This window comes from Streptomyces coffeae, assembly GCF_016741875.1.
In the GTDB taxonomy this organism is placed as follows: Bacteria; Actinomycetota; Actinomycetes; order Streptomycetales; family Streptomycetaceae; genus Streptomyces; species Streptomyces coffeae.
In genome coordinates this window covers 63,694-90,554 of record NZ_JAERRF010000030.1, presented here as the reverse complement: position 1 = coordinate 90,554, position 26,861 = coordinate 63,694, and the positions used below count along the sequence as shown (strand labels likewise).

General features: G+C 69.5%; 14 protein-coding genes. 9 read left to right on the top strand and 5 right to left on the bottom strand.

Annotation, left to right across the window (positions count from 1 at the left end):
• Positions 1-51: 51 nt before the first annotated feature.
• On the bottom strand, positions 52-1,758 hold the full coding sequence (locus tag JK363_RS34195) for a sigma-70 family RNA polymerase sigma factor (RefSeq protein ID WP_201881287.1): 1,707 nt from the start codon (positions 1,756-1,758) through the stop codon (positions 52-54).
• Between the two features lie 189 nt (positions 1,759-1,947).
• Positions 1,948-3,234, bottom strand: coding sequence for a LuxR family transcriptional regulator (locus tag JK363_RS34190; protein ID WP_236076320.1), 1,287 nt, complete (start codon positions 3,232-3,234; stop codon positions 1,948-1,950).
• 353 nt (positions 3,235-3,587) lie between these two features.
• Between JK363_RS34190 and JK363_RS34185 the strand changes: the two genes are divergently transcribed.
• From JK363_RS34185 to JK363_RS34170, 4 genes are all read left to right on the top strand, one after another.
• Positions 3,588-4,970 carry an ATP-grasp domain-containing protein gene (locus tag JK363_RS34185; RefSeq protein ID WP_201881284.1) on the top strand — a complete coding sequence of 461 codons (1,383 nt, stop codon included), beginning with the start codon at positions 3,588-3,590 and terminating at the stop codon, positions 4,968-4,970.
• Positions 4,970-6,976 (top strand): PEP/pyruvate-binding domain-containing protein, encoded by a 2,007-nt coding sequence (locus tag JK363_RS34180; protein WP_201881282.1) that lies wholly within the window; start codon positions 4,970-4,972, stop codon positions 6,974-6,976. Before JK363_RS34185 ends, JK363_RS34180 begins: the two co-directional genes overlap by 1 nt.
• Positions 6,973-8,322: an MFS transporter gene (locus tag JK363_RS34175; protein WP_307821980.1), complete on the top strand. Its 1,350-nt coding sequence runs from the start codon at positions 6,973-6,975 to the stop codon at positions 8,320-8,322. The genes JK363_RS34180 and JK363_RS34175 overlap by 4 nt, the downstream gene beginning before the upstream one ends.
• A 278-nt stretch (positions 8,323-8,600) precedes the next feature.
• Complete coding sequence (locus JK363_RS34170; RefSeq protein ID WP_201881278.1) at positions 8,601-10,211, top strand: M4 family metallopeptidase; 1,611 nt, start codon at positions 8,601-8,603, stop codon at positions 10,209-10,211.
• Between the two features lie 774 nt (positions 10,212-10,985).
• On the opposite strand, the gene JK363_RS34165 is transcribed toward JK363_RS34170, so the two are convergent.
• On the bottom strand, positions 10,986-11,639 hold the full coding sequence (locus JK363_RS34165) for a hypothetical protein (protein WP_201881276.1): 654 nt from the start codon (positions 11,637-11,639) through the stop codon (positions 10,986-10,988).
• Between the two features lie 803 nt (positions 11,640-12,442).
• The gene (locus JK363_RS34160) at positions 12,443-12,838 is read right to left on the bottom strand and encodes a hypothetical protein (RefSeq protein ID WP_201881274.1); all 396 of its coding nucleotides are present in this window, start codon (positions 12,836-12,838) and stop codon (positions 12,443-12,445) included.
• A gap of 409 nt (positions 12,839-13,247) precedes the next feature.
• On the opposite strand from JK363_RS34160, the gene JK363_RS34155 reads away from it, so the two are divergent.
• The 4 genes from JK363_RS34155 to JK363_RS34140 all read left to right on the top strand — a co-directional run bounded on the left by JK363_RS34155 (position 13,248) and on the right by JK363_RS34140 (position 18,420).
• Complete coding sequence (locus JK363_RS34155; protein ID WP_201881272.1) at positions 13,248-16,022, top strand: helix-turn-helix transcriptional regulator; 2,775 nt, start codon at positions 13,248-13,250, stop codon at positions 16,020-16,022.
• 204 nt (positions 16,023-16,226) lie between these two features.
• Positions 16,227-16,601 (top strand): hypothetical protein, encoded by a 375-nt coding sequence (locus tag JK363_RS34150; RefSeq protein WP_201881270.1) that lies wholly within the window; start codon positions 16,227-16,229, stop codon positions 16,599-16,601.
• Positions 16,602-16,660: 59 nt separating this feature from the next.
• A complete protein-coding gene (locus tag JK363_RS34145; protein WP_201881268.1) occupies positions 16,661-17,122 on the top strand; it encodes a hypothetical protein in 462 nt (153 codons plus the stop codon).
• 95 nt (positions 17,123-17,217) lie between these two features.
• Positions 17,218-18,420, top strand: a complete 1,203-nt coding sequence (locus JK363_RS34140; protein WP_201881266.1) for a hypothetical protein — start codon at positions 17,218-17,220, stop codon at positions 18,418-18,420.
• A gap of 465 nt (positions 18,421-18,885) precedes the next feature.
• Here JK363_RS34140 and JK363_RS34135 read toward each other — a convergent pair whose 3' ends face one another.
• Positions 18,886-19,776 carry an endonuclease/exonuclease/phosphatase family protein gene (locus tag JK363_RS34135; protein WP_201881264.1) on the bottom strand — a complete coding sequence of 297 codons (891 nt, stop codon included), beginning with the start codon at positions 19,774-19,776 and terminating at the stop codon, positions 18,886-18,888.
• Between the two features lie 720 nt (positions 19,777-20,496).
• Here JK363_RS34135 and JK363_RS34130 point away from each other — a divergent pair.
• Positions 20,497-26,838: a protein kinase domain-containing protein gene (locus JK363_RS34130; protein ID WP_201881262.1), complete on the top strand. Its 6,342-nt coding sequence runs from the start codon at positions 20,497-20,499 to the stop codon at positions 26,836-26,838.
• The last annotated feature ends 23 nt before the right edge of the window (positions 26,839-26,861 follow it).

Below are 26,861 nucleotides of genomic sequence, written 5' to 3'. Positions count from 1 at the left end.
ATTCCGCGGCCACGGCCGCCGCGTGTGCTGCTGCTTGCGACGGAGGTGACCTCAGCGGTCGCCGAACGCCTGGGTCCAGGTGGGGCCTCCGCTGCCGCGGTTGACGCCGACGCCCATCTCCGTGAAGTCGCAGTTGAGGATGTTCTGCCGGTGGCCGGGGCTGTTCATCCAGGAGTCCATGACCGCGGCCGGGGTCTGCTGCCCCTTGGCGATGTTCTCGCCGTAGGTGCGCCACGGGTATCCGGCGGCGGTGATGCGGTCGCCGGGGTCCGAGCCGTCGGGGGAGGTGTGGTCGAAGTAGCCGCGGGCGGCCATGTCGTCGGAGTGGCGCTGGGCGGCGGAGTTCAGCTTGTCGTTGAGGCGGACCGGGGAGCAGCCCACCTTGCCGCGCTCGATGTTGACCAGCTCCATGACCTGCTGCGCGAACGCGGTGCTGTTGCCCGAGCCGGGGTCGGCCTTCGGAGGCGCCGTGGTCGGGGCGGAGCGGGTGGGCGGTGCGGTCGGGGCGCTGGTGCTGGGGCGCGGAGTGGGCTTGGAGGTACGGGGCGCCTTGGTGACCGGGCGCCGCGTCGGGCTCTCCTTGCGGCTGGCGGGCCGGGTGGTGGTGTGGTCGGGGGTGGGCTCATCGGCGGACGGGGTCTCCTCCGCCAGCGGTGCGGTCCGGCTGCTCCCGGCGTCGTTGTGCCCCTTGTCCCCGGGGACCAGCAGCAGCGCGGAACCGCCGACGGCCAGCGCGAGCGCCGCGATCCCGGCACCGCGGGCGGCGCGGGACCGCTTGCGGGCCCGGTGCCGGGCGCCGCGCGCCCCGTCCGCGGCGTGCGTGCCGGCCGAGCCGTGCGTCGCGCCGGCCGAGCCGTGCGCACCGGCCGGTCCCAGGTCCACCGCCGGGAGCACCGTGGTGTCCGCCGAGTGCGTCCACGCGTCGCCGGGCACGGCCGATCCGGCCGGGTCCATGGGGAGTTGCGCGGCGGCGGCCGTACTCGCCCGCCAGCCCAGCAGCGCGCCCGCCACCGGCACCAGACCGAGCCCGACGAGCAGTCCCTCGGCCGGGACCAGTCCGGACCAGTGGCCGGAGCACCCGGCGCAGCCGCGGGCGTGGCGGGATATTCGCTTGCGCCACAGCGCGGACGGCCGTCCGTCCCAGATGCCGGTGAGCTGCCGCAGTTCGCCGCAGAGCGGGGTGGTGGACAGGGCGCGGACCACCACCCGCGCGGTCTCCAGCTGATCCTTGGTGCGCTGGACGCGTACGGCCGTGTGCTGCGGCGAGAGGTCGAGGGCGGCGGCCACCTCGGCGCGGCTCAGTTCACCCCCGGCCTCCAGCCACCACAGCGAGAGCACTTCCTGCTCGCTGTCGTCGAGCCAGCGCGTCGCCTCGGCGACCTCCTTGCGCTGGCCTTCCAGCCCCAGCCGCACAATCGTCAGATCGGCGAAGTCGGGCTCGGGTCCGGGCATTTCGTGCACCTCCCCCAGGCCGCCGACGGGCGCGTCCTGCCGCTCCCGCCAGTGCCGGCGCACCTGGTTCATCGCGATCGCCACGAGCCAGGAGCGGCAGGCGGAGGGGTCCCGCAGTCCGCCGAGCCCGCCGAGGGCCCGGATCATGGTGTCCTGGACCACGTCGTCGACGTCCGCATGCCCCTTGAGGGCGCGGCCGACGACGTTGTAGACCAGTGGCAGATACGCGCTGACGAGCTGATCCCGCGCCACCGGGTCACCGGACCGCGCGGCCTCGATGACCTCTGCTCCGACCTCGCTGCTCACTCTCAGCGCCCCATTTCCTGAGCTCGACTCGTCGTCCTGGCACTGAGGGAGACCCGGGCCGGGACACCGGATAACAAGAATTCATTCAGGAGATGGGTGGCGGCGCTGTGAACCACCCCACACTCGCCGCGCCCTTGGGCGGGAACCGGCCGCGTTCAGCAGCCCGCGTTCAGCGGGAACGGGCGGGGTTCAGCAAGGACCGGCCGGACGGCGGCCGACGGCCGAGCGCGGCGGCCATGCCTGCGGATCGAGGATACCCAGCACATACGCCCGGCTGACCAGCGCCAGCCGGGTGGGCGCCTCCAGCAACTCCCGCAGCCGGCCGAGGTGGTAGTCCAGCGTCTGCCGCGAGAGCCGGAGGGAGGCGGCGATCTCATTGTTGCCGTGTCCGGCGGACAGCAGGGTGAGGATGCGCAACTGCGCCGCGGTGAGCGGCGGCAGTGGCCGGTGCGGCAGGGTGTGGTGGGGCAGCACCACCCAGACGCCGCGGGCCCGCCGTGAGCCGCTGCCGACGGCGGTGAGCAGCAGCCGGGCCCGCCACTCCTCGCCCCGCGCGTCGAGGAAGGCCGCGGAGGTCTGGACCCGGCGTCTGCGCCGGTTCACCAGATCCCGCCAGGCGTGGCGCAGTCCGGCCAGATCCTCGGCGGGGGCCAGATAGCGGTGGGCGGGGCGGCCGAGCAGGTCGGGGACATGAACCCGCAGCAGTTCCGCGGCCGAGGCGCTGACCCGGCGTATCCGGCCGCCCGTCGAGAGCAGGGCGCAGGGCAGTCCGCTGTGTTCGCTGAGCGCCTGGAGGTCCTCCTCGGCGGCACGCCGCTGACTGAGGGCGAGGGTGTAGTCGGTGATGTCGATGTAGATCCCGGCCACACAGGTCCGGTCGCCCTCGGCCACCGGGAAGCGATGGCCGACCGCGCGTCCGGGGGAGCCGTCCGGGCGGTGGTAGTCGAGGGTGTGCCGCACCGGTCTGCCGGAGCTGAGCACCTGCCGGTCCAGGGTCTGGAAGGTGGCCACGTCCTCGGGGGCGTCGAAGTCGGTGACACTGCTGCCGATCACGGCCTCGGCGGAGGTGCCGTACAGATGAGCGTAGGCGTGGTTGGCCCACAGATAGCGGCCACCCGCGTCGCGGATGAAGGCGGCGGCGGGCGCGTAGTCCGCGAAGTCGGTGAAGGCGGTGTGGTCGCGCCGGCCGAGGTCCAGGGCGCTGATGTCCACCGCGAGCCCGCTGGTCCCGCCCCGGCGGCCACCGGCGAGCCGCCCGGGGTAGGAGGTGACGTCGAACAGCCGCCCGCCGAACCGGACCTGGCGGCGGTCGATCCCCGCCTCCCGGTCGTCGGCGGCCGCCCCCTCCCGCCGTCCGTCGGCCGTACCGCCGAGGCTGTCGACGAATCGCTGTGCGGTGCCCGGGTCGTGGAACGCGCCACCACCGCAGTTGACGATGCGCAGCCCCTCATCGGCTTCCCACCATGACACGGGCATGCGCTCAAGCAGCGTACTCAGGCCCATATCGGACACCTGCCGCCTTTCCGGTCCGGCCTCCGGGCATCGACGACCGAAGGCATGGCCAAGGCTTGCCCAGACACCGTGCGTGCATGCACCGTAACCGGCCGGAACGCACAAGGGGCCGAGAAGGGCCGAAACCCATGCCTGAGGTCCTCGCTCACCGTGAACTCCTCGTGACACTCAGGCATTTGCCTGAGCGCCCGCCCCCGGTTCGGTGGGTAAGCGTGGTGCCCGACTGGTTCGCTTGACGGGCCCGGATCGCGGCGGAAGTGCCAGCCCGCCGGTTTCGCTGAGCCATCGAGAAACTCTGAACCGAGGAGTCGTTATCTGTGAGTAAGGTGCTGTTTGTCTACGCCAAGGGCGGGCCGCCGCTGGAATACGCGCTGTCCCGGGTCGCCGCGAAGGCCGAAGTGCATCTGCTCGTGCTCAGTCCCCTTCCGCCCTCCACACGCGATGCGGTCACCCGGCTCTGTGCCTCGGTGGTCGCCCCCGCGGACACCGCGTCCCACGACCTCGTGGCGCTGATCACGGCTCAGGCACAGGCCGTCGGCGCCGACGCGGTGTTCACCCCGTCCGAGTACGCCGTGGTGGCGGTGGCCGACGCCGCCGAGCGGCTCGGCCTCGCCGGGGCCGGTGCGCACTGTGTGCTCGCCCGCGACAAGCGGATGATGCGCCGCACCTGGGACGCGCACGGGGTGTCCCAGCCGCGGTTCCGCTCCGTGGCGACCGAGCGCGATCTGCACGAGGCCGCGGCCGAGATCCCGTACCCGATGCTGATGAAGGCCGCCTGGAGCGCCGGGTCCACCGCCCATCAGATCCTGCGCGGCCCACAGGACATCGCGCCCGCCTGGGCGCGGGCCCGTGAGGTGATGGAGGAGTCCGCCCGCCAGGGCTACGCCGAGCTCCATGTGGCCGGGGCGGACGCGGACTTCCTGGTCGAGGAGATCGTGACGGGCACGGCCGGGGACTGGTTCGAGGAACCCGGCTGGGGCGACTACGTGAGCGTCGAGGGCGTGGTGGCCGAGGGCGTCTACCACCCGGTGTGCCTGAGCGGACGGATGCCCACCATCGAGCCGTTCACCGAACGCGCCGGGATCACCCCCGCCCTGCTGCCCGAGGACGCCCAGCGGAAGGTGGTGGAGCTCGCGACGGCCGCCGTGGACACGCTCGGGCTGCGCACCTGCGGCACCCACACCGAGATCAAGCTGGGCGCCGACGGGCGGATGTGGGTCATCGAGACCGCCGCCCGGTTCGGCGGCGCGATGACCGTGCCGCAGATCGAGGACGTCTTCGGGGTGGACGTCATCGGCATGCTCATCGACCGGCTGCTCGGCCGCGAGGTCGACTGGCCCGCCCCCGGGCCGGGTTCGGTGCTCGGCGCCGCCGACGCCAAGGGCGCGGCCGGATCGCTGGTGGTGCTGGCCGTGGGCGGCTCCGGCGCGCCGTGGCCGGACCGGCGGCTGTGGGACTTCGCCGCCGTCCAGCGCTCCGGGCTGATCTCCACCGGGGCGCGGCTGACGGAGGTGGCCGAGCACTCGCTGCCCGACGGCACACCGGTGCCGGTCTACGACCCGGCCGCGGGCGCGAACTCCATGGCGGCGCTGTGTCAGCTCGTCGCCGACGATCCGGTCACGGTGATACGTGACTTCGAACGACTCAACGACGCCCTGCCCACCGTCCTTCCGCCCGCCCCGCCCATCGGGAGGCCGTGATGGCCGGCCTCAGCGCGTTTCCCAGCCCGGCCACCGCGCCCGGCACCGATGCCACCGTGGTCGGCGAGAACCTGTCGCTGCCACTGTTCCGGACCCTGTCCGGAGTGCTGGCCGGACATCCGTATCTGAAGGTGGTGGTCGACCGCGCCGAGCACACCTGGCATCTGCTGGACACCGCCGTCCACCCGTTCCACGTCAACTATGTGGCCACCCGCATCCTCGGGATGGGCCTGGACGAACTCGACGCCCGGCTGGACGCGTTCAACGCCTCGGTGTACTCCGACCCCGACCGCCGTTTCCTGCTCGGTGTGCTGTCACTGCACGCCGACGAGGACACCGAGGGCCGGGAGCGCCCGTTCCTGGTGCTGGAGACCACCGAGGCCGACACCATGGACGGCCCGCTGCTCCAGGAGTTCTACGACTTCGTCCGGGAGCGGGTGGACGGGCGGCTGCCGCTGCTGCTGAAACCCGCCAACCACGCCCAGGAGGCCGCGCTGGCCGTGGTCAGCGACGTACGGCTGCCGCGCATCCTCAGCCATGAGCTGTTCGTCAGCCGCCCCCGCACCCCGCTGAACACCGGTGAGGCCATCGGGCGTCTGCACTGGTTCGGCTCGCTGGAGGAATACCGCGAACGCGCCGCGGGCCTCGGCTGGTCGGACATCGTGGCCATGGACTGTCTGCCGGACGACGTACCGCGGGTGGCCGGATTCATCAACGCCGCCCCCATCACCCCGCTGTCCCACACCAATGTGCTGGCCTCCGGCTGGGGCATCCCCAACGCCATCGTGCGGGACATGCCCCGGCTGGTGGAGGCGGAGGGACTGGACGGGGCCTGGGTGTGCTACCGGGTCCGGGACGACGAGGTGAGCCTGGTCCGGCTGCACGAGGTGCCCGAACTGGAGGAGCCCCTATGGCATCAGCAGCGGATCCGGCTCGAGCCGCCGCTGCTGGAGGACATGCCCGTCCTGGAACTGCGCAGACTGCGCCGTGAGGACCACGACCGCTACGGCACCAAGGCTGCCAACCTCGGTGAATTCCACCATGTGCTGGACAGCCGCACCGCCGATCTCACCGCCTTCTACGGCCGGCCCCGGCCGCCGAGAAGGGATCTGTACGGCCATCTCGCCTCCCGGCTGACCGCGTCCGCCGACCCCGCGGCGCTGCGCCAGGCGGCCTCGGAGTTCGTGGCCGCCACCGTCACCGCGCCCGAGGGCGTGGCGCTGCCGTTCGCCCTCCAGCACCGTTTCCTGATCTCCTCGCCCGCCCTCCAACAGGGCATCGGCAAGCTGAAGATGGCGCTGGAGCAGGGCGCCGACGATGTGCTGGACCCGCTGTGTCTGAGCCTTCAGCAGCTGGTGCGCGGCACCCCGGTGCCGGACGAGGTGGCGGCGCGGATCACCGCGCCGTTCGCCGGCAGCGTGTGCCGCCGGCGGCTGGTGGTCCGCTCCTCCTCCAACGCCGAGGATCTGCCGGGGTTCTCCGCCGCCGGGGTCTACGACTCCATCACCACGGTGCACGGCACCGCCGAACTCCTGGACGCCGTACGGCAGGTGTGGGCCTCGCTGCTGTCGCCGCGCAGTGTGCGGCTCCGCCACGAGGCGGGCATCTCCCTGGACGACACCTACATGGGCGTCATCGTCCAGGAGTACACCCCGGCCGAGCTCGGCGGGGTGCTGGTCACCTGCAACCCCACCCGGCGCGAGGACTTCCGCAACGTCTACATCAACTGCACGCCCGGTTCGCCCGAGAGCGTCGTCGACGGAACGGCGCTGCCGCTGCAATACCTGTACAACACCGTGGAGGGCGGGGGCCGCACCGTGGACCTCGGCTCGTCCGGCGCGGACCTGCCCGCCCCGGACCGGGCGCGGCTGGCGGATCTCGCGCTCACCGGGCGGCTGCTCCAGTCGCACTTCTCGTACGACCCGGACGATCCGCTGGACATCGAGTGGCTGATGACCGACGAAGGCGGCTTCCGGCTGGTCCAGCTCCGCCCGTACGCGCTGTGAGGGGCCGCATACCGTTCCTCCGCCGCTCCCCGGCGGAGGGGCGGGTCCCGGCGGAGGGGCGGGTCCCGGCGAAGGGGCGATCCCCGCTCACCGCCGGGTCCCGCCGGGTCATCGCCCTCAACAACGGCTTCCAGCTGCTGTTCAACCTGCTGTGGTGGATGCCGGTCTTCTATGCCTACCAGCGGGAGGCCGGGCTCTCGGACGCGCAGATCTTCGGCATCCAGTCCATCTACTACATCGCGTTCTGCCTGTTCGAGATTCCGACCGGTCTGGTGGCCGACCGGATCGGCGCCCGCAACTGTCTGCGCGCGGGCGCGGTGGTGATGACCGCGGCCAACCTCGCCCCGGTCCTCTCCCCCGACTACACCGGCTTCCTGGTCCACTTCCTCGCCATCGCCGCCGGCCGCTCCCTCACCTCGGGCGCGGCCAGCGCGTACCTCTACGACGCGCTGCACGCGGAGGGCGCGGACGACCACTATCTGCGCGCCGAGGGGACCGCGCGGGCACTCGGGCTGGCCGCGAAGGTGGTGTGCTGGCCGCTGGTGGGGCCGCTGATGGCGGTGTCCCGGCCCACACCGTACGTCCTCAGCGCGGCCAGCGCCGCGGCGTCACTGGCGTGCGTGATGGCGCTGCCCCGGCTGGCCGGGAACGCGGAGAGCGAGACGGGCGAACGCCGGTCGGGGGTCTGGAAGGAAGCCGGGGGCGCGCTGCGCCATCTGCGCCGCTCCCCGTGGCTCGCCCTGGTGATGGTGCAGGGCGTGGCCGTTTTCACGCTCTCCCGGATCTGCCAGGTGAACCTGTTCCAGCCGATCCTGATCGACCAGGGCATCCCGGAGACCTCGCACGGCAGTGTGCTGGCGGCGGTGACGGTGGCCGAGGCCGTGGGCGCGGCCCGGCCGCAGTGGCTGGGGCGCAGACTGAAACCGCTGACGATGGTGTCCGGCTTGAGCCTGGCGATGGCGGTGTCCCTGGCCGGGATCACCCTCGGCGGGCCGCTGGCGGCGGTCGCCCTGCTCTGTCTGTTCTCGGCGGTCACCGGTTTCGCGTATCCGATCCAGCGCAAGCTGGTGAACGACGCCGTGCCGAAGGGCGCTCCGCGCGCCACCCTGCTGTCGGTGGAGAGCATCATCGACCGGGCGGTGTGCGCGGTGGTGGCGGTGGCCGCGGGCGCGTATCTCTCGGCGGGCCGGATGGACGCATTGCTGTGGCACAGCGCCGCCGTGACCGCCGCGGTGATGGTCACGGTGCATCTGGCGGTGCTGATCGGGCGCCCGCGGCGCCCGCACGCGGCGCGGACCGATCGCGAGGAGCGTCAGGAGGCCGTCGGCCACGCGCCACGGCGGTGATATAGCGACACGCACACCGCGCGGCCGTCCGGGATCTCCCGGGCGGCCGCGCGTCGTTCGGTGTGCACGGCGGTGTGCACGGCGGTCAAAATGCAGCGGTCACTGATGGGTTATGACCGCGATGACTCAACCCGCGACCGGTTCGGACCGTCTTCATGCAGGGAAGCACAGAGAATCCTGTCAAATTCAGGTAAAGATCAGTCAGATTTGATCAGTTATCTCGCTGTTAACGACAAGATCTCACCATCTGTCCGTCAACTCCCCCGAGGAGATACAGCGTGATATCGGCTTCCCCACAGCGCCGACGCATCGCAACCGCGTCCGCGCTAGCCGCAGCATCCGCTCTTGTTGCCACCGGCCTCCAGATCGCCCAGCCGGGGTCCGCCGTGGCCGCCCCGTCACCGCGGGACAAGGCCATCGCCACCGCGGAGGCCAATGTCCGCGCCCACGCCGAGGCGTTCGGCTTCGGCGCCGGACAGGACCTCGCCGTCAAGGACGTCGTCATCGACCCCGACGGCACCCAGCACATACGCTTCGACCGCACCTTCCGCGGACTCCCCGTCGTCGGTGGCGACTTGGTCGTCCACCAGTCGAAGAACGGCGACTTCAGAGACCTCAGCCGGGCCAGAGCGCGTACGGTGGCCGTCAAGAAGACCACCCCGGGCGTCTCCCCCCAGCACACCGCCAACCAGGCGCTGAAGAAGACCGACAAGGTCAAGGACGCCACCTCCCGCCCCAAGCTGATCGTCTGGGCCGTCGACGGCACCCCGCGGCTGGCCTGGCAGACCACCGTGATGGGCACCGGCACCCACGGGGAGCCGGTCGGCAAGATCATCGTCACCGACGCCGCCAACGGCAAGCAGATCGCGTCCTACGACGCGCAGCACCAGGCCAGGGGCAAGGGCCACTCCGAGTACACCGGTGACATCAGCATCGACACCACCAAGCGGTCGGACGGCAAGTACGCGCTCAAGGACCCCAAGCGCGGCACCGTCACCAAGGACGCCAAGAACGTCGACGCCGACTCGCTGAAGCACCCGAGCGCCGGCAAGCTCCTCACCGACCGCGACAACGAGTGGGGCGACGGCAAGAAGTTCTCCACCAACCGCGCCACCGCCGGTGTGGACGCCCACGCCAACACCGCTTGGACCTGGGACTACTTCCAGAAGACCTTCGGCCGCAAGGGCATCCGCAACGACGGCAAGGCCGCCACCGTCTTCGTCCACGTCGGCGACAAGTGGGACAACGCCCAGTGGTCCGACGAGTGCTTCTGCATGCTCACCGGTGACGGCGACGGCAACCGCGACGCCGAGCAGGTGGACCTGGACACCATGGGCCACGAGATGACCCACGGCGTCACCAGCGCCACCGCCGGCCTCGTCTACGAAGGCGAGTCCGGCGGCCTCAACGAGGCCACCAGCGACATCTTCGGCACCATGGTCGAGTGGTACGCCAACAACCGCTACGACAAGCCCGACTACCTCTTCAGCGACCAGTCCACCCCGCCGTGGCTGCGCCGCATGGACAAGCCCTCCCTGGACGGCTCGTCCGCCGACTACTGGAAGTCCGGCCTCGGCGACCTGGACGTGCACAACTCCTCCGGAGTCGGCAACCACTTCTTCTACCTCGCCAGCGAGGGCAGCGGCCGGAAGACCATCAAGGGCGTGAAGTACGACAGCCCCACCAAGGACGGCTCCACCGTCAAGGGCATCGGCAACCAGAAGGTCGCCAAGATCTGGTACCGCGCGCTGACGGTCTACATGACCTCGACGACCAACTACAAGGGCGCCCGCAAGGCCACCTTGAAGGCCGCGGGTGACCTGTACGGCAAGACCAGCCGCGAGTACAAGACGGTCAACGCCGCGTGGAAGGCGGTCAACGTCCGCTGACGTGACCTGATCCGAACACGGTCCGACTGTGATCCCCGGCACCCCGCCCCCGTGCGGGGCGTCGGGGATCTCCGCGTTCCCAGCGGGGCGGGAGGCTCACGGGCGGACGAGTCGGCTTGCACGCCGGGGCCAATCGGCGCCTCCGCCTGAAGGAGCGTTGGGGCCGCAGGGATCCCCGCGAGTGCGGGGAGCAGCCCATCGCTCTACTGCTCGTCACCGTGCTCCTGGGACCATCCCCGCGGATGCGGGGAGCAGACTCCATGACCTGCATGCCTGTCTGACAGTACCTCGTTCGCAAAGCACTTTCTTGAAGTCCGACGTCCCGGGCATAGGCTCTCCTAGTTCCGCGAACCGCACGCCCAGCCGCTCCCTTTGGGGGCGGGGGCCAGAGGCATGCTGCTTGGGATCGTCATGACGGACAACTGGCCGGGCAGGTGCGGAGTTTGACCGTCGCTTCGATCGAAACTGCCTCTCCACCGGCGGCGAGCAGCCGCGCGCCTTGGACTTCATCAAGCCGGACCTTCCCGAGCGAGCCGAAGCGTCCCAGTGATGTGGGAAGCCCCCGAAGGAGCGCACCATTCTGATCGCCCGCCGGAAATGGGTGTGCCTGGACTGCATCCCGCGGGGTACGTGCTGTCAGCCCCTCGCCACGACACAGGGCGGACAACATCGGTGTATCGGCGATGAGGAACACCTCACCCGTGTTCTCCGGCGGGGCTTTCGGCAGCTTCAGTACCACCCGATCTGATCGACGGATGTCTCGCCGAGACCGGCCTACCGATCACCGAACCCCATACCGAAATCTTCACGAGGCAGCCGCGTCTTCCCCTGATCTAGCCGTGTTATGTTCACCCTCTGCTGCCGCTCCTCCTGTTGCTTTCTGTGCCGTTCACTCTCAGCTTCCGCATCGCCGCTGATGACTTTTCGGAGCTTCGTTACATCATCCTCAACTACCTTGCGCCGCGGCTCATGGAAGCGACGCAAGAAGGGGAGCGCAAATATCCAAAACGGCTCACGAAGGAGGAGGAGAATCCGATCCTTGGTTGAGTCGTGGTATTGGTACTCGACTACCGAGAATTTAGTGCCATTACTTACGGGCATGAGGCGATAGAACCGCCTGACACGCTTGCTAGGGATAGAGAAACGAACCGTCGCCCCATATGGTTCATCGTACATTTCTATTACGCGGGTGCTGGGTTCATTATCACTGTTTAGTTCAACATCATATTCGGCGCCTTCCGCAGGTGGCCCGCTGACCTTCGGAACCAACTGCGATATTTCGGGCCACGAGGCCTTCGACACGCGCTTCGACGACGCAGCATCTCCATCATCCGCGGCATTCGACGCCCATTTCACAACCAGGTCAGGCTTAACCAGGTACGGAAATATTCCCTCCACTGGATGGTCTATCAATGTTTCGTAGCGCACAGCGTAACTCCGCCAGTCTCGCTGAAGATTACTCCTCCACATATACGCCATCCAGTTAGCGGACAAGATGACGCCAATAATCGCAGGCAGCACAATCCACCAACCCATCCCATTCCAGGCCATTTTGAATATGACAGCCCCTGCCGAAATCGCAAGAAGGATGCCGACGCCCGATATATAGAAAGCGGCAGCCCTGCGTCTGACTCCCTGATCCCTTGTAAGAGTCAGCATGTTATTGCGAATAGGCGGAAGCCATGCATGCTCCCTTTCGATAAGTAGACCCTCCCGAAAAGCACCCTCCAGCAGGGTATAGTAAACCAGTTTGATCGAGATTCCAGAGAAGCGTAATGCCAATAGCTCCGGCCATGGCTATCCCAGCCGCTAGGCACTCTGGAGGTATGTGGATAGAGATCTTTCCGGAAAGGACGAATCCGATTCCGGCAAACGCGGCTAGAAGCCATGTAGACGCGAGGACTCGGTAACGCGCCTCGAGGTCGTGAAAATGCCTTTCATAGGCGCCCAGTTCGGTGTAGATCTCCCACACGTCATCAAATACCGGTGAGGGATTTACGGCGCCTCTGCCATGACGTACTACGAACATGACACTCCTGGGGGTCACTTCACGTAGAGCTCCCACCCGTCGTCGCAGCCAACAAATAAGGTGGCTTGTCAACCCGGGTGAATTCTTAAAATCACTTCAGGAATGTGTGCCGACGTTGGATTGATACCCGTAGAGGCATAGACGCGCGGCCTTTTTCTTAGGCTAGCCACTGCTGAGCACGCCGCAACCTTGACGTTGGTGATCAGCGCAGGACGATCACGCGCCGGTCTCGTGGCGAGGGCAGCTTGCCGCTCATGACCACCTCTTGCCGAGCCATGTCCGCCAGCAGCATCGCGGCCCACCCGTCGACCTTGCGTTTCGAGCCGCGCCGGTCCTTGCCGAAGCTGATGCCGTAGATGTTGGGGCGGCGGCGCGCGTTGAGCGCGTGGCGGCGCAGGGCGACGTTCCCGGTGTGCTTCACCACGCCGTCCTTCACCGCCTGCACCAGGCGCTCGTTGGCGAGCGTGGACTGGGCCGGGCGCCCGCGCATGTCCCAGGCAATCGGATGCCGGGCCGATGCCCGGACGAGGACCTGTTCGCGGAACGCCTCGCCCCAGGAGTCGACGTGGGACTCCCCGTGCTCCACGTCGGCGAACATGCCGACCACTTGGTAGCGGGCGAAGGCGTCCCGTACAGCCTCGTCGACGGCCAGGCGGTCGACCTCCCAGCCCTTACCGTCCGGGCCTGCGGGTCGCTCTGGCGACTCACCAGCGGTCCCTTGACACGTCGAGGCGCTCTCCATGGCCTCGCCGAACTGCCTGGCCGCAGCCTGCCCGCGAGGAATCCCCGAGAGTGTCCCGGCCCTTCCGCTCCCTACACACCTGCCTGGCACCGCGTCAGCACTTTGACGGAAACCTGTGACGGCCCCGAGCGGGGCTGTCACGCTGGGGCTGCTCAGCGGGTGCGGCCCGGCCCTGGGAGGTCCGGCAAGGAGCCGCGCCCGGTGTGTCGCGCGCCGCAGCCCGCGTCCTGCGAGCTCATGGTCTCGTCGAACCAGTGGGGGACGAATGCGGCAGACGTCCGAGGCGCCGTTCCTGGGCAGGCACCAGGAACTGACCAGCATGGGCACCTGGCTGGACAGAGCGGCGGGCGGCGAGCCCCGGGTTGTTGTCATCGACGGAACCGCCGGGATCGGGAAGACCTCCCTGATCCGACGCTTTCTCTCCGGTAAGGCCCGGGACTGCCGCGTGGTGACGGCCAGCGGCGAGGAATTCGAGCGGGAACTGGCCTACGGTCTCATCACCCAACTGATGTGCCATCTTCCCGATTCGGCCGGTGCGACGCTCCGGGAGGCGGCTCTCGGAGCGTCCTTGGGCACCGCCGCGCAGGATCCCATTTCCGTGGGGGCCGTGTTCCTCGATGCCCTGGGGCGGTTGCAGGACCGGAACCCGGTGGTCATGGTGATCGACGACATCCACTGGGCGGGCACTCCTTCTCTCCATGCACTGACCTTCGTCCTGAGACGACTGCGCGTGGACCGGGTTCTGACCGTGCTGGCCACCCGGGACTCAGCCGATCCCCGGCTGCCCCAGGGGCTCCACCGGTTGATCCATGACGACACCACGCTCCGGCTGACACTCGAAGGCCTCGGCGTGCCGGAACTGATGGCGCTGAACGCGGCCCTCGGACCCGCGTCGCTGCCCCACCGGACCATGGTCAGACTGCGGGATCACACGCTCGGAAACCCACTGCACGTCAAGGCACTGCTCCAACAGTTCCCCGCCGACGTCCTCGGTGGCGGCCGCGCCGTCCTGCCGGCACCCCGCAGGTACGAGCGGATCATCGCGGAGCGACTCGCTGCCTGCGACCCCGGATCACGCTGCCTGGTACAGGCCGCCAGTGTCCTCGGCATGTCCAGCCCTCTCCATATGGCGGCGGAGATGGGAGCCGTGCCGGAGCCCCTGACCGCGCTCACCCGGGCGATGGCGTGCGGGCTGCTGGAGGAAGGCCCCACAGGTACCCCGCCGCAGGTGGCCTTCCCCCATCCTCTTCTGCGTGCGGCCGTCTACCGCGGGCTGGAACCGGCCAAGCGCTCGCACCTGCATCGCATGGCCGCCGATCTCATGGCCGACCCCTGGATCGCGCTGCAACACCGGGTGCACGCCGCCGTCGGGCCGGACGGACAGCTGGCGGAGGAACTCGCTCTGTTCGCCGCGCAGCAGTCCGAGAAAGGCGCCTGGTCCGCGGCGGCCTCCGCCTCGATGGCCGCCGCCCGGCTGTCCGCCAAGCCCGGCCGGCAGGCGCGGTGGCTGCTCCAAGGGGTCGAGTACCTGCTGCTCGCCGGAGATGTCAGCCAAGCCGCCGAACTCGAGCAGACCATCCGCGGCGTGGCTCCCGACGCGGAACAGCACTACGTACTGGGACACCTCGCCCTCACCACGGGCCGACTCGACGAAGCCCGGCGAGAGCTCTCCACCTGCTGGGACACCTGTGACGCGACCACGGGACCGGAGGCACTCCGCAAGGCCGCCGAGCAGATGGCCTGGCTGTGCCTCATCCAGGGAGACGCCCCGCGCATCATCCACTGGGCCGAGCGCGGGCTTGCCCTGCCACCGGGCGAGCGGTCGTCCTTCCTTCGCGACTCCCTCGCCATCGGCCTGGCCATCTCCGGCGACTACGCACAAGGCATGCGATCCCTCGCCCACCTGTCCGACACGGGACCGCGGGACACCCCGGAGCGGCTGGACGGCCTCCTCGCACGCGGCATGCTGCATCTGTGGAACGGGCAGCTGCGCGAGGCCCGCAGGGACCTGAAGGAGGCCTTCAACTCCCACCGTCGTGGCGGACTTCCCTATGCGGCTCTGGTGGCGCTGGGCTTCCTCACGGACGCCGCATACCGGGCCGGGCAGTGGAACGAAGCGATCGCCCACGGCACCCATGCCGTGTCCCTGGCGGAGGACACCGACCAGATATCCATCCTCGCCGTGGTGCACGCCGTGACCGCGTACCCGCTCGCCGGCCGGGGTGACTTCCGGGCCGCCGAAGCACACGCCGCATCGGCGGCCGAACACGCCCGCGTGCTCGGAGACATCAACGACTCCGCCTTCGCGGCCACCGCGCTCGCTCTCGTCCACACCGCCCGCGGTGATCACGAGAAGGTGATCGAGCAGCTGAGCCCCTTCCTGCCCCCGGAGATCGTCCCCCGGTACGGCATCGAGGAGCCCGGTCTCGTCGCCTGGCGCCCCCTGCTCGCCGAAGCCCTGACCCGCACCGGCCGCATCGAGGAAGCCCAAGCGGTGCTCGCCCCCTACGAGAGGCGCGCGGCCGAGCGGAGCCGACCGCTCGAGCAGGCGGCGGCCGCACGCTGCCGGGGGTTGCTGGAGGAAGCCCGCGGCCACGTCGAAGCCGCCGACCAGGCATTCCGAGACGGCCTGCGGCATTGCGCACAGGGCGACGGCTGCTGGGAAGAGGCTCTGCTGCACCTGGCCTACGGCACGGCTCTTCGCCGCTCCGGCCGACGCAGAAGCGCGGCGGCCGAGCTCGAGGCCGCGCACAGGACCTTCCGCCGCCTCCAGGCCACGCCGTATCTCGAGCGGTGTGACAGGGAACTGACGGCCTGCGGACGCGTGACCGTGCATCCCCGGCAAACCGGCCATCCGGTCCTGACCGCGCAGGAGCTCACCGTCGCCAGGCTGGCCGTACAGGGCATGACGAACCAGCAGATCGCCCGCGAACTCCTGCTCAGCGTGAAGACCATCGAGTACCACCTCAGCAACTGCTACAGCAAGCTCGGCATCACCTCACGCATGGGACTGGTCGGCAAGCTGGCCCAGGACGACTGACGGGCGGCACCAGCGCCGGCGGCGCCGTCTCACGCTCGCTTGCGCGCCGGCTCGCGCCCCAGGGATCTCCCCAGGGTCGGTCCTGGGGTGCCGGGAGCTGTTCCTCCGTAGCCTTCCTGTCCACCAGACACGATCGATGGGGGGAAAGAGTTGCGTGCGATTGCGTTCACTTCACGCCTCTTCTGCGCTGTGATGCTCGCTCCGGTGCTGATGACCACCGCGGCCTGTTCCGGGAAGGGAACACCGGGCGACACCCGGACGGCCGCCAAAGGCGGCTCGCGGACCGCGTCGAGCGGCGTTTCCTTCCGCACGCCACCGCGCGTGGTGGGCAGCTGGTGCGGAGGAACAGACGCGGCGGCGCACTGGACCTACGTCTTCGCCGACGACGGGCGGTACACCCGGAGCGATGGGAAGGGGCAGGGCGATTCCGGGATCGCACGCTTCGACAGTGCACAGCTGACGCTCCTCGTCGGCGGCCGGCCCCTCATCTCCTACCCGTGGTCCCTCAAATCCGACCCGACCCTCGGGGACCTGCTGTACATCGACGGCTTCAGCTACGTACGGGGGAAGTGCTCATGACCCGTCCCGCCCCTGACAGGACCACCGGTCGGCGGCGTCGCACCTCGCTCCTCCCCCTCGTGGCGCTGCTGCTGCTTTCCGGCGTCACTGCCTGCTCGGACTCCAGGTCCGGAGGAGACACCACGAACTCCGGTCCACCGGCCAGGACCGCCACGCCCCGAGACCTCGTCGGGGCCTGGGAGAGCGCGCAACCGGGCAGCAACACCACACTCGCGTACCGGTTCACCGAGGAGGGGAAGTACAAGTACTTCGGCATGACGTCGTATCCCATGGGAGAGAAAGGGACCTACGAACTCACCTACATCGCCGAAGGGACGTACACGGCCTCGGTGAACGCCCTGACCCTCAGGCCCCGCTCCGCGAGCATGACCAGGAAGAACCCTGAGAACCCCGCTCGGGACTACACGAACAGGCCGACCCCGGTGAAAACGCAGCACTACCGGTGGAAGCTCGCGGACCGGAAGCTGTCGCTCACCCGTCAGAACGGAACGCGGTTCGTCTTCACGTGGGTGTCCCGATGACGGGCCCCACGCCTACGGGCCCGGCCGGCAACGCTCCGCCCCGGCGGCGCTTCTGTCTGCGGACGCGTGTCCAGTTCTGGCTGATAGCCGCGATCGTGGCAGCGACCCTTCTGGCCACCTGGCAGTTCAAGAAGGCCGGTGACTGCCATCAGAACGCGGTCGCCGAGGAACTCAGGTTGCAGGCGGCGGTTCAGGAAGAGGCCCGATACGTATACGCCGACGAGGCCCCCCTCGCGTTCCGGGTGGCGGCTGCGTCCAGCCGGGCGGAAGCACTTAAGGCACTCAAGGACGACGGCCGGCTCGCGGCATCGGAGTTCACTCTCGCCGAGCAGGAGACGGTCAGCCTTCGTCACAGTGCCGGCCCCGGGAGCATCATCGGCAGCGACCGGTACCTGGACGCCCAGAAAGGCTATGACGTTCCCCGCCGCCTCGCCCACGAGGAGAAGAATCCGGCCGCCTATCGCCTCGCGCCGGACAGGACGATGGAGGAGGGCGACAGGTGGGCGGCGTGGGGGAGGGTCTCCTTGGCCGTGGCCGCCGCGGCGATCCTCGCGGTGATGGCCGCCGCGAGCGTTCTCCGCCCCGCGGCCTGGCAATTCCCACCGTCCACCGGCGGGTCGCGCCGCCTCCTGCGAGGCATCGACCCCATTCCGCAGCCGGCAACCGCTTCGTCGGACCGCCGGCGCGGCACGCAGATGCACCTGCTCGTGGCCGTACTGCTGTTCCTGCTGCCTCTGCTGCAGTTGGCGGCCGCCTCCAACGAGCAGCGCGCGCAGGCCGAAGCGTCACGCCAGGCGCTCCGGCTCGGCGCCGCCATCGTGGCCAGCGGACAGCGAGAGGCCTTTCTGACGCAGGCCGTCACCGCGTCGCAGGTGGCCGACATCCATGCGGCTGCCCGCGAAGTGGCGGTCCTGTACGAGAAGGACTCTCCCGCCGTACGACACGAACGGGCCGTTGCCGCCGCCGAGACGCGCCATGCCTCCCAGCTGCGTGTGATGGCGGAATACATGGGCCGGGCACCCAGCGACACCGACGGGGTCTCCGCCGCGTCCGTGGCCGCCCTGCGGGCCCGGCCCGAGGACTGGCCGGACATGCGGGCCGAGCAGAACCGTTACAAAGCCCTGGCGGACGCAGCCGGCGATCGAGGTCTGTACCTCGCCGCAGCCACGGCCCTGGCGGTGGTCGCGGAGGTGCTCGCAGACGCGTTTTTGGAAGCCGGACGTCTGTCCAGGATGGGCTGGCCCGCGGGAATCGCGGCGCTCTCGATCGGCATCACGGCCTGGACCGTGCTCTCGTGACTCTGTCGAGCCGGTCCACGACGACGGTCATGTGCTGGATGTGACCGACCTTGATACGTGGAACGACCTGCTCGCTCGATTCGACCCCGATTCGACCCCGACGGTGCAGGGCAGAGTGGATCACCGCTCTGACCAGGGCCAGAGCGGTGAGGCGGACGAGACCGGCCTGTACGCCGGGGACAATCGGCGCTTTCCCGAAATCCACCACGACCTGCACATATACCGCCCGTGGACCACCGCGATGCACACAGCGTGCACGACCACACCTGACGGCTCCGAACATCCGGCAGCGGGCGATCGCTCGGAATCGGGACACGCTCGCCGTGACCGATATTCTCAGGCGGAAGCGCCGACGCCCGGACGCTCCCGCTCGGCTCGGGGTTCCAGGGCGGCCCGTGGAGGACCGGCCGACGCGGGAATCCCGTTGATCAGAGTCCGATCAACGTTTCCGTTGACATCGCGCTTTCAGGTCGCGGAGCAGGCGGCCCGAGGGCCCTGGGCTCGAGTGACGTCGGTGATCACGACCCGATGGTCTTCGTTGACCGTTCGCAGGATGCAATTCAGGGAGTTCACGCCTCGGTGCAGGATGTAGTCGAACTTCTTGTGAACGCCGACATGCGTCCAATTGCACCGACGGTCGGCCCGCTGCCTACAGAACGGGTCGACATCGGAGAAACCGGCCCGCCAGAGCGGACGCATCTCCTTGTCCGACGGTTGGGCGTTGAGATCACCGGCGACCAGGGCTGTGCGGTACCGCAGTGTAGCGCTCGCGAGTTCCTCGACCTGCTTGCCCCGCTCCTCGTGGTAGGGGCCCCAGCTCAGCTGGGTGTTGAACACCCGGACCTGCCGACCTGCGAGACGTGTGGTGAACGCCGTGTAGGCGCGGGATTCCCACGGGCCCTCGTCGACCCTGTACCTCCGCTCGAGGTAGTTCTGTATCGGGGTGCCCTTGGCGTACACGATGGCCTGGCCGTTCTCGCTCCAGCCGTCGCAGCCGAGGTTGACGATGCCCGGTCCGAGTTTGAACTCGTACTCGAACCCGATTTGGTTGAGGAACTTCACGGCCTTGCGTACCTCGGTCCTGCAGGATTCCTGCAGGAGGACCAGCTGCGGCCGGAACCTTTTGATGTGGTCGACGATGTCTTCCGGCGTGCTGAGTTTTTGTCCGTTGGAGTTCCAGCTCATGACCCGGTCCGGGATCACTGTCGCGGGCAGGTCGACGGCGGGCTTGGTCTGTGCGGGCGTGTCGTTAGCAGGATTGGCGTGTGCGGGCGTACTCAGTCCCACGATCGCCAATGACGTGGCTATGCCGGCTTTCGCGACGAACGTGGCCGCGCCGCGGGTTGTGCTGCTCATCATTCCCCCTGTAGTGGACCTTCGGTGTGACCGCGCCATCCGCCGACGCGCCACCCACTTCACTCTTGATCGCTTCCTTCGACGGCTCGTTGCTCGGCTCTGGGACTCCGGAGGTCCGCCGCGGCACCACCGTGCACGTGCGGGCTTGCTCAGATGTTGGGCGAACCTCGAATTGCCTGGTCGCACCGCGGCGCTCGAAAGGGGGAGCACCCCACTCAGGAGCTGAAGTGGGGGCTCCGCCGGGGCCAGGTTCAGCTGGTTGCGCCAGTTGGGGGTCGGTCGTCGATGACGATGCGGGTGAGCGGGAGGTCCGGATGACTGGATTCTGAGGGTGGGGCCGGACGCGTGGAGGGAGACACGGCCGTCAGCTTGCTCCGTCGCTTTTCCGGGGAGCCGGAAGAGGTCTCCGTTGACGGCATGTTTGACGAGGAAGTTCCACATGTCGCGGTGGCAGGTGATCTCGGCGGAGCTGTGCGGCCGATGCTTGGCCCGCGGCTCGGCCCGCCTCTGCGGCGTCGGCCCGCCAGCCTTCGATGGCGAGCCGTAGGTCGGCTATCTCCCGGAGGGCGCGCTCGTCGCGTTGCTTACTCGCAGACGCCTCACGGACAGAAATGCGTTGACAACGTCAACATACACATGTGACCCTCGTCAACAGGTGAAGGTATACGCTCCCTACGGAATGTACCCACCTTGTCTGCGCCGGGTGAAGGGGGAGGGCCAGTGAGCCAGGAGACGGTCGCCGGACGGTTCCGGATCACGGGGATTCTGGGACGCGGGAACATGGGCGAGGTGCACCGGGCCCGAGACCTTCAGGCCACCCCGGACTCCCCGCACCAGGAGGTCGCGGTCAAGACCGTGCTCCGTGCCCGAACCGGAGTCGCCGTCGACGCGTCGGGGCCGAGCAAGGAGATCGACCGTTTCCGCCGCGAAGTGCGGATCATGCGCATGCTCTCCCAGGGGCACCCCAACCTCACCCTGCTGATCGACGGTGGCGTGGACCGGACGCCGGGCGGCAGTGGCCTGCCCTACCTGGCCATGGAACTGCTGGACGGCCATCCGCTCGCGGACCTCATCGACGAGGAGCCACAGCTGCCCGTCTCATGGGTCGCCGCCATCGGGGCGCAGATCGCCGCCGGTCTCGCCGCCGCTCACACCGCCGGGGTCGTCCACCGCGATCTCAAGCCCGCCAACGCGATGCTGACCCGCGACGGCACCGTCAAGGTCCTCGACTTCGGCATGGGCTCGGTCGTCGACGACCCCGACCAGACGAGGCTGACCAGCACAGGCGTCAGCGTCGGCACGGCCCGGTACATGGCGCCCGAGCAGTTCCGTGCCGAGCGGGTCTCCGCGTCGGCCGACCTCTACGCGCTCGGCTGCATCCTGTACGAGCTGCTGATCGGACGGCCGCCGTACGCCGCCAGAACCCCCTACGAGCTCTCCGAACAGCACCAGCACGAGCAGCCGCCGCGGCTGACACTGGTGCGCCCGGACCTGCCCCCCGAGCTGGTCCGGCTGGTGGGCCGCCTCCTGGAGAAGGACGCCGAACTACGGCCCGAGAACGCCGCCCTCGTACGTGAGGCGCTGGTCCCGCTCGCGCACGCACCGGACGACACGGCCGCCCTGCTGGCTCCGCACTGGCAGGTGATGGACCCGGTGGCACGGCTGCGTGCCCTGCTCCCCGAGCCTGCCCCGGCCGCCCCCGCACCCGCGCCGCGCAGGGAGCCGCGCCTGCCCGAGGCGATGGACGTCTTCGGTATCCACGCCGACCTGATCAGCGAGTACGAAAGCTTCACCAAGAGCGCGACGGTGATCAGGGACGCCCGCATCGCCGGCTTCGTCGAGGACGACCTCGCGGCGAAGTCGCAATGGCCTGACCCGTGGCTGTCGCTGAACCCGTTCTTCGCCGACGGCGGCCAGGTCACCGACCTCGTACGGGACGAAATGCTGCATCCGAAGTGCGCGGAAATCTTCCAGGCCGGCAAGAAGGAGACCTCGCCGCGCCCGGACGGCCGGCCCCTGACCTTCCACCTCCACCAGCGGCAGGCGATCGAGGCCGCGCAGGCGGGCGACTCCTATGTGCTCACCACGGGCACCGGTTCCGGCAAGTCGCTGTCGTACATCGTCCCGATCGTGGACCACGTGCTGAAGGAGCGCCAGGCGGCCGGGCGAGACGCGGGTGGCCGCGTGCGCGCAATCGTCGTCTACCCCATGAACGCGCTGGCCAACTCACAGCTGGGGGAGTTGGAGAAGTATCTGCGCCACGGATTCGGGAAAGGCCGGGAGCCCGTCACCTTCGCCCGCTACACCGGCCAGGAGTCCGATGAGGACCGCCGGGAGCTGCGCAAGAACCCTCCGGACATTCTGCTGACCAACTACGTGATGCTGGAGCTGATGCTGACCCGGCCGGACGACCGGTCCAGCCTGATCCGCATGGCCGAGGGGCTTCAGTTCCTCGTCTTCGACGAGCTGCACACCTACCGGGGCCGACAGGGCGCGGACGTGGCGTTCCTGATCCGCCGGGTGCGCGAGGCCTGCCGCGCGTCCGCGACGCTCCAGTGCATCGGCACCTCGGCGACCATGTCCACCGAGGGCGCCTGGGAAGACCAGCAGCGTGAGGTGGCCAGGGTCGCCGGCCAGCTGTTCGGCACGACGGTGCTGCCCAAGCGGGTCATCGGCGAGACCCTGGTCCGGGCGACCGAGGAGGCCCCCGAGACCGTGCCCGCCGAGCGGCTGCGGGTGCCGGCGGCGCCCCGCTCGTACCAGGCACTGACGAAGGACCCACTGGCCCGCTGGGTGGAGTCCCGGTTCGGTCTGGAGCGCGAGGAGGGCACGGGGCGGTTACGCCGCCGTGCCCCGGGCACCGTCGAGGAGGCGTCGGCCGAGCTGGCCGCGCGGTCCGGGGTGCCCGAGGAGAGCGTGCGCGAGGCGATCCGGACGACCCTGGAGGCGGGTGCGCAGGCCAAGCACCCCGTCACGGAGCGACCGCTGTTCGCGTTCCGGCTGCACCAGTTCCTCTCCAAGGGCGACACCGTCTACACGACACTCGATGATCCGCTCACCCGTCCGCTCACCCGCACCTACCAGCTGGAGCAGCCGGACAGCGACGGCAAGCCGCTGTTCCCGCTGGCGTTCTGCCGGGAGTGCGGCCAGGAGTACCTGACCGTCTGGCGCACCGAGGACAGCGGCGCGTTCCGGTACGAACCGCGCCGGGACACCTCCGCCTCCGGGGGCCGCGCGGGCGAGGGTTACCTGTACCTGGGCATGCCCGCGGAGGACTACGAATGGCCGGCCGACCCGCAGAAGGCCGTGGACGACCGGCGGCTGCCGGAGTCATGGCTGGAGCTGGACGCGCAGGGTGTGACGGTCGTCAAGAAGTCCTACAAGCCGCGTCTGCCCAAACGTGTCGTGGTGGACGCCCACGGAAACGAGTCGGGTGACGGACTGGTGGCGGCGTTCGTTCCGGCACCGTTCCTGTTCTGCGTGCACTGCCAGGTCTCCTACGAGCAGACCCGCGGCCGGGACTTCGCCAAGCTGGCCACCCTCGACCAGGAGGGACGTTCCTCGGCGACCTCGCTGATCTCCGCGTCCATCGTGAAGTCCCTGCGGGCGGTGCCGGAGGAGAGCCTGGGCAAGGAAGCGCGCAAGCTCCTCACCTTCGTCGACAACCGGCAGGACGCCTCGCTGCAGGCCGGGCACTTCAACGACTTCGCTCAGGTGACCCAGTTGCGTGGCGCCCTCTACCAGGCCGCGGTGCGGGCCGGTGAAGAGGGGCTGCGCCACGACGACCTGGCCGAGGCCGTGACCGAGGTGATGGGCCTCACCCCCCGCGAGTACGCGGCCGGCACCGACCTGCCTCCGTCCATGGAGCGCCGGGCCACGAAGGCGTTCCGGGACGTCGTGGGATACCGCCTGTACCGTGACCTCGAGCGCGGCTGGCGCATCACGATGCCGAACCTGGAGCAGACGGGGCTGCTGCGGATCGACTACGAGGACCTGGGCTGGATCGCCGCCCACCCCGAACGCTGGCAGTCCGCGCACGCCACACTGCGCGACGCCGATCCGGCACTGCGCGAGGAGATCGCCCGGACGCTGCTCGACTTCATGCGGCGCGCCCTCGCCATCGATGTGCAGTACTTCCGCGACGACTTCGACACCTTGCAGCGGGCGAGCGAAGAGCGCCTGACCGGGCCATGGGTGCTCAGCGAGAGCGACCGGCCCGCGGTCGGCACCGCCTACCCGTACGGCTCGCGGCCGGGTATGGAGCGGACCGCGCAGTTCCTGTCGGCCCGCGGCAAGTTCGGCAAGTACCTGCGGCGGAACATGCCGGACCTGCGCGAGGCATCCGCGACCCTGGACGACGTCCAGTCCGTCATCGAAGACTTGCTGAAGGTGCTGCGCGACGCCGACCTGGTGCGCGAGGTGGACGCGACCCCCGAGCAGTCCGGCCCTGCCTACCGCCGCCGTGCGGCGCAGAAGCGCACCGGTTACCGGGTGTCGGCCGCCGCGCTGATCTGGCGGGCCGGGAACGGTGAGCGGGGCGCGATCGATCCCCTGGCGCGCACCTACACCAGCGGCGAGGGCCCGCGCGTCAACCCGTTCTTCCGCGACCTGTACCGAACCGCGGCCGCCGAGCTGGCCGGCCTGTACGCGCGGGAGCACACCGCGCAGGTCACCCCGGAGGACCGGCTGGAGCGCGAGCGGCAGTTCCGCGGCGCCGAACTGCCGCTGCTGTACTGCTCGCCGACGATGGAGCTGGGCGTGGACATCTCCTCGCTCAACGCGGTGATGATGCGCAACGTGCCGCCGACCCCGGCGAACTACGCGCAGCGCTCGGGCCGGGCGGGCCGTTCCGGTCAGCCCGCGCTGGTCACGACGTACTGTGCGACGGGCAACAGCCACGACCAGTACTACTTCCGCCGCTCCCAGGACATGGTGTCGGGGCAGGTGGCCCCGCCGCGCCTGGATCTGGCCAGCGAGGATCTGGTCCGCTCGCATCTACAGGGCATCTGGCTGGCGGAGACCGGGATGAAGCTCGGCACGGCGATACCCGAGGTCGTCGACGTCGCCTACGACCCCGACGGAGACGACCGCCCCGACCCGCACATGCCGCTGCCGCTTCTCCCGGGCATCCTCAGCGCGTCCCTGGACGAGGACGCCCGCAGGCGCGCGGCCGCCACCGCCCGTACCGTCCTCGCCCCGCTGATCGCGGACTTCGAGTCGACCACCTGGTGGTACGACGAGTGGATCGAGGACCGGATCGAGCGGGCCCCGGAGAAGTTCGACGCCTCCTTCGACCGGTGGCGGGATCTGTTCCGGGCAGCCGTCATCGACCAGTACGAGCAGAACAAACGCGTCGTCGACCACACCCTCTCCCAGGGCGAGCAGAGCCGGGCGCGCTCTCGCCGACGGGAGGCGGAGACGCAGACGAACCTCTTGCTGAACCGCTCCGTCGACAGCAAGTCGATGATGAGCGACTTCAATCCGTACCGCTATCTCGCGTCCGAGGGGTTCCTGCCCGGCTACAGCTTCCCGCGGCTGCCGCTGGCCGCGTACATCCCGCGCTCCGGCAACCGCCGCAACGCCGACGGCGACTATCTCCAGCGTCCCCGTTTCCTCGCGATCCGCGAGTTCGGCCCCGGCGCGCTCATCTACCACGAGGGCGCCCGCTACCAGGTCACCCGGGTACAGCTGCCGCCGGACGCCTCGGGCGAGCTGGCGACGGCGGAGGCCCGCCGCTGCGACGGCTGCGGCTACCACTACGCCGTCAAGCCCGGCTCCGACAAGTGCACGATGTGCGGGGAGGAGCTGTACGGCAAGCGCACCGGCCTGCTCCACCTCCACACCGTGTACACCACGCCGCGCGAGCGGATCTCCTCCGACGAGGAGGAGCGCCGCCGGGCCGGTTTCCGGCTGGAGACCTCGTACGCGTTCCAGGACCACGGGGCCCGCAAGGGGCGCCTAACCTCGCATGTCGCCGACGCCGACGGGACGCCCGTCCTCGACCTGGACTACGGCGACTCCGCGACCGTCCGGATCACCAACCTCGGCCACATCCGTCACAAGGAGGGCGAGCCGGACGGCTACTGGCTGGACCTGGGCGACGGCCGCTGGCTCAACGACCGGGCCGCCGCCGACGCCATCGAGGGCACCGGCATGCCGGTGGTCGACGAGGACGGCAACGAGAAGCGCCGCAAGAAGCGGGTCCTGCCCTTCGTGGAGGACCGCCGCAACATCCTCGTGGTCACCCTGGAGGAGCCGCTGCCCGAGCCGGTGGCCCTGTCGTTCCTGTACGCGCTGGAGCGCGGCATCGAGGCGGCGTTCGAGCTGGAGGACTCCGAGCTGACCGCGGAGCTGCTGCCCCCGGACGAAGGCCCGCGCCGCCGCATGCTGTTCACGGAGGCCGCCGAGGGCGGCGCCGGTGTGCTGCGCCGGATCCAGCACGACAAGCAGGCCCTCGCCAAGGCAGCCCGGACCGCGCTGGAGATCTGTCACTTCGACCCGGGCACCGGCGAGGACGTGGGCGGCCCCGCGGACGGCGAGAAGTGCGCCCGCGGCTGCTACGCCTGCCTGCTGGCCTACGTCAACCAGACTCACCACCGCCAGCTGAGTCGGCACGCCGCCCGCCCGCTGCTGGTGCGGCTGGCAGAGGCCCGCACCGAGCGGGAGGACCGCGGCGAGTCCCGAAGCGAACGCTTCCGCAGGCTCGCCCCGGCAAGCTCCTCGTCCCAGAGCGCCCAGCCGACCCCGGTGGAGACGGATCTGGCGGCCCTCGTCGCGGGCGGTGACCTGCTCGGCTGGCTGAGGGCGAAGGGCTACCGACTGCCGGACGAGGTCGGCGTCCTCGTCCCGGAAGCCGGGGCGTGCCCCGACCTCGTCTTCCGCCTGGACGGTGCCAACCTCGCCGTGTTCGTCGACGTCCCCGGCCACACGGCCGACTCCACCCGCGACGTCGAGGCCGGGTACCGCCTGGAGGACGCCGGCTGGGACGTCCTGCACTTCCCCACGGACGCGGACTGGGACACCATCATCGAGCACAACGCCGCCTATTTCCGCCTGCGTTGATCGCCGCACCCCTCTCGAACCTT

Bases quoted from the DNA above. Each gene is read 5' to 3' on its own strand.
- JK363_RS34160 (WP_201881274.1), bottom strand. From the start codon at position 12,838: ATGTTCGCCGACGTGGAGCACGGGGAGTCCCACGTCGACTCCTGGGGC.
- JK363_RS34155 (WP_201881272.1), top strand. From the start codon at position 13,248: ATGCGGCAGACGTCCGAGGCGCCGTTCCTGGGCAGGCACCAGGAACTG.
- JK363_RS34180 (WP_201881282.1), top strand. From the start codon at position 4,970: ATGGCCGGCCTCAGCGCGTTTCCCAGCCCGGCCACCGCGCCCGGCACC.
- JK363_RS34135 (WP_201881264.1), bottom strand. From the start codon at position 19,776: ATGAGCAGCACAACCCGCGGCGCGGCCACGTTCGTCGCGAAAGCCGGC.
- JK363_RS34190 (WP_236076320.1), bottom strand. From the start codon at position 3,234: ATGCCCGTGTCATGGTGGGAAGCCGATGAGGGGCTGCGCATCGTCAAC.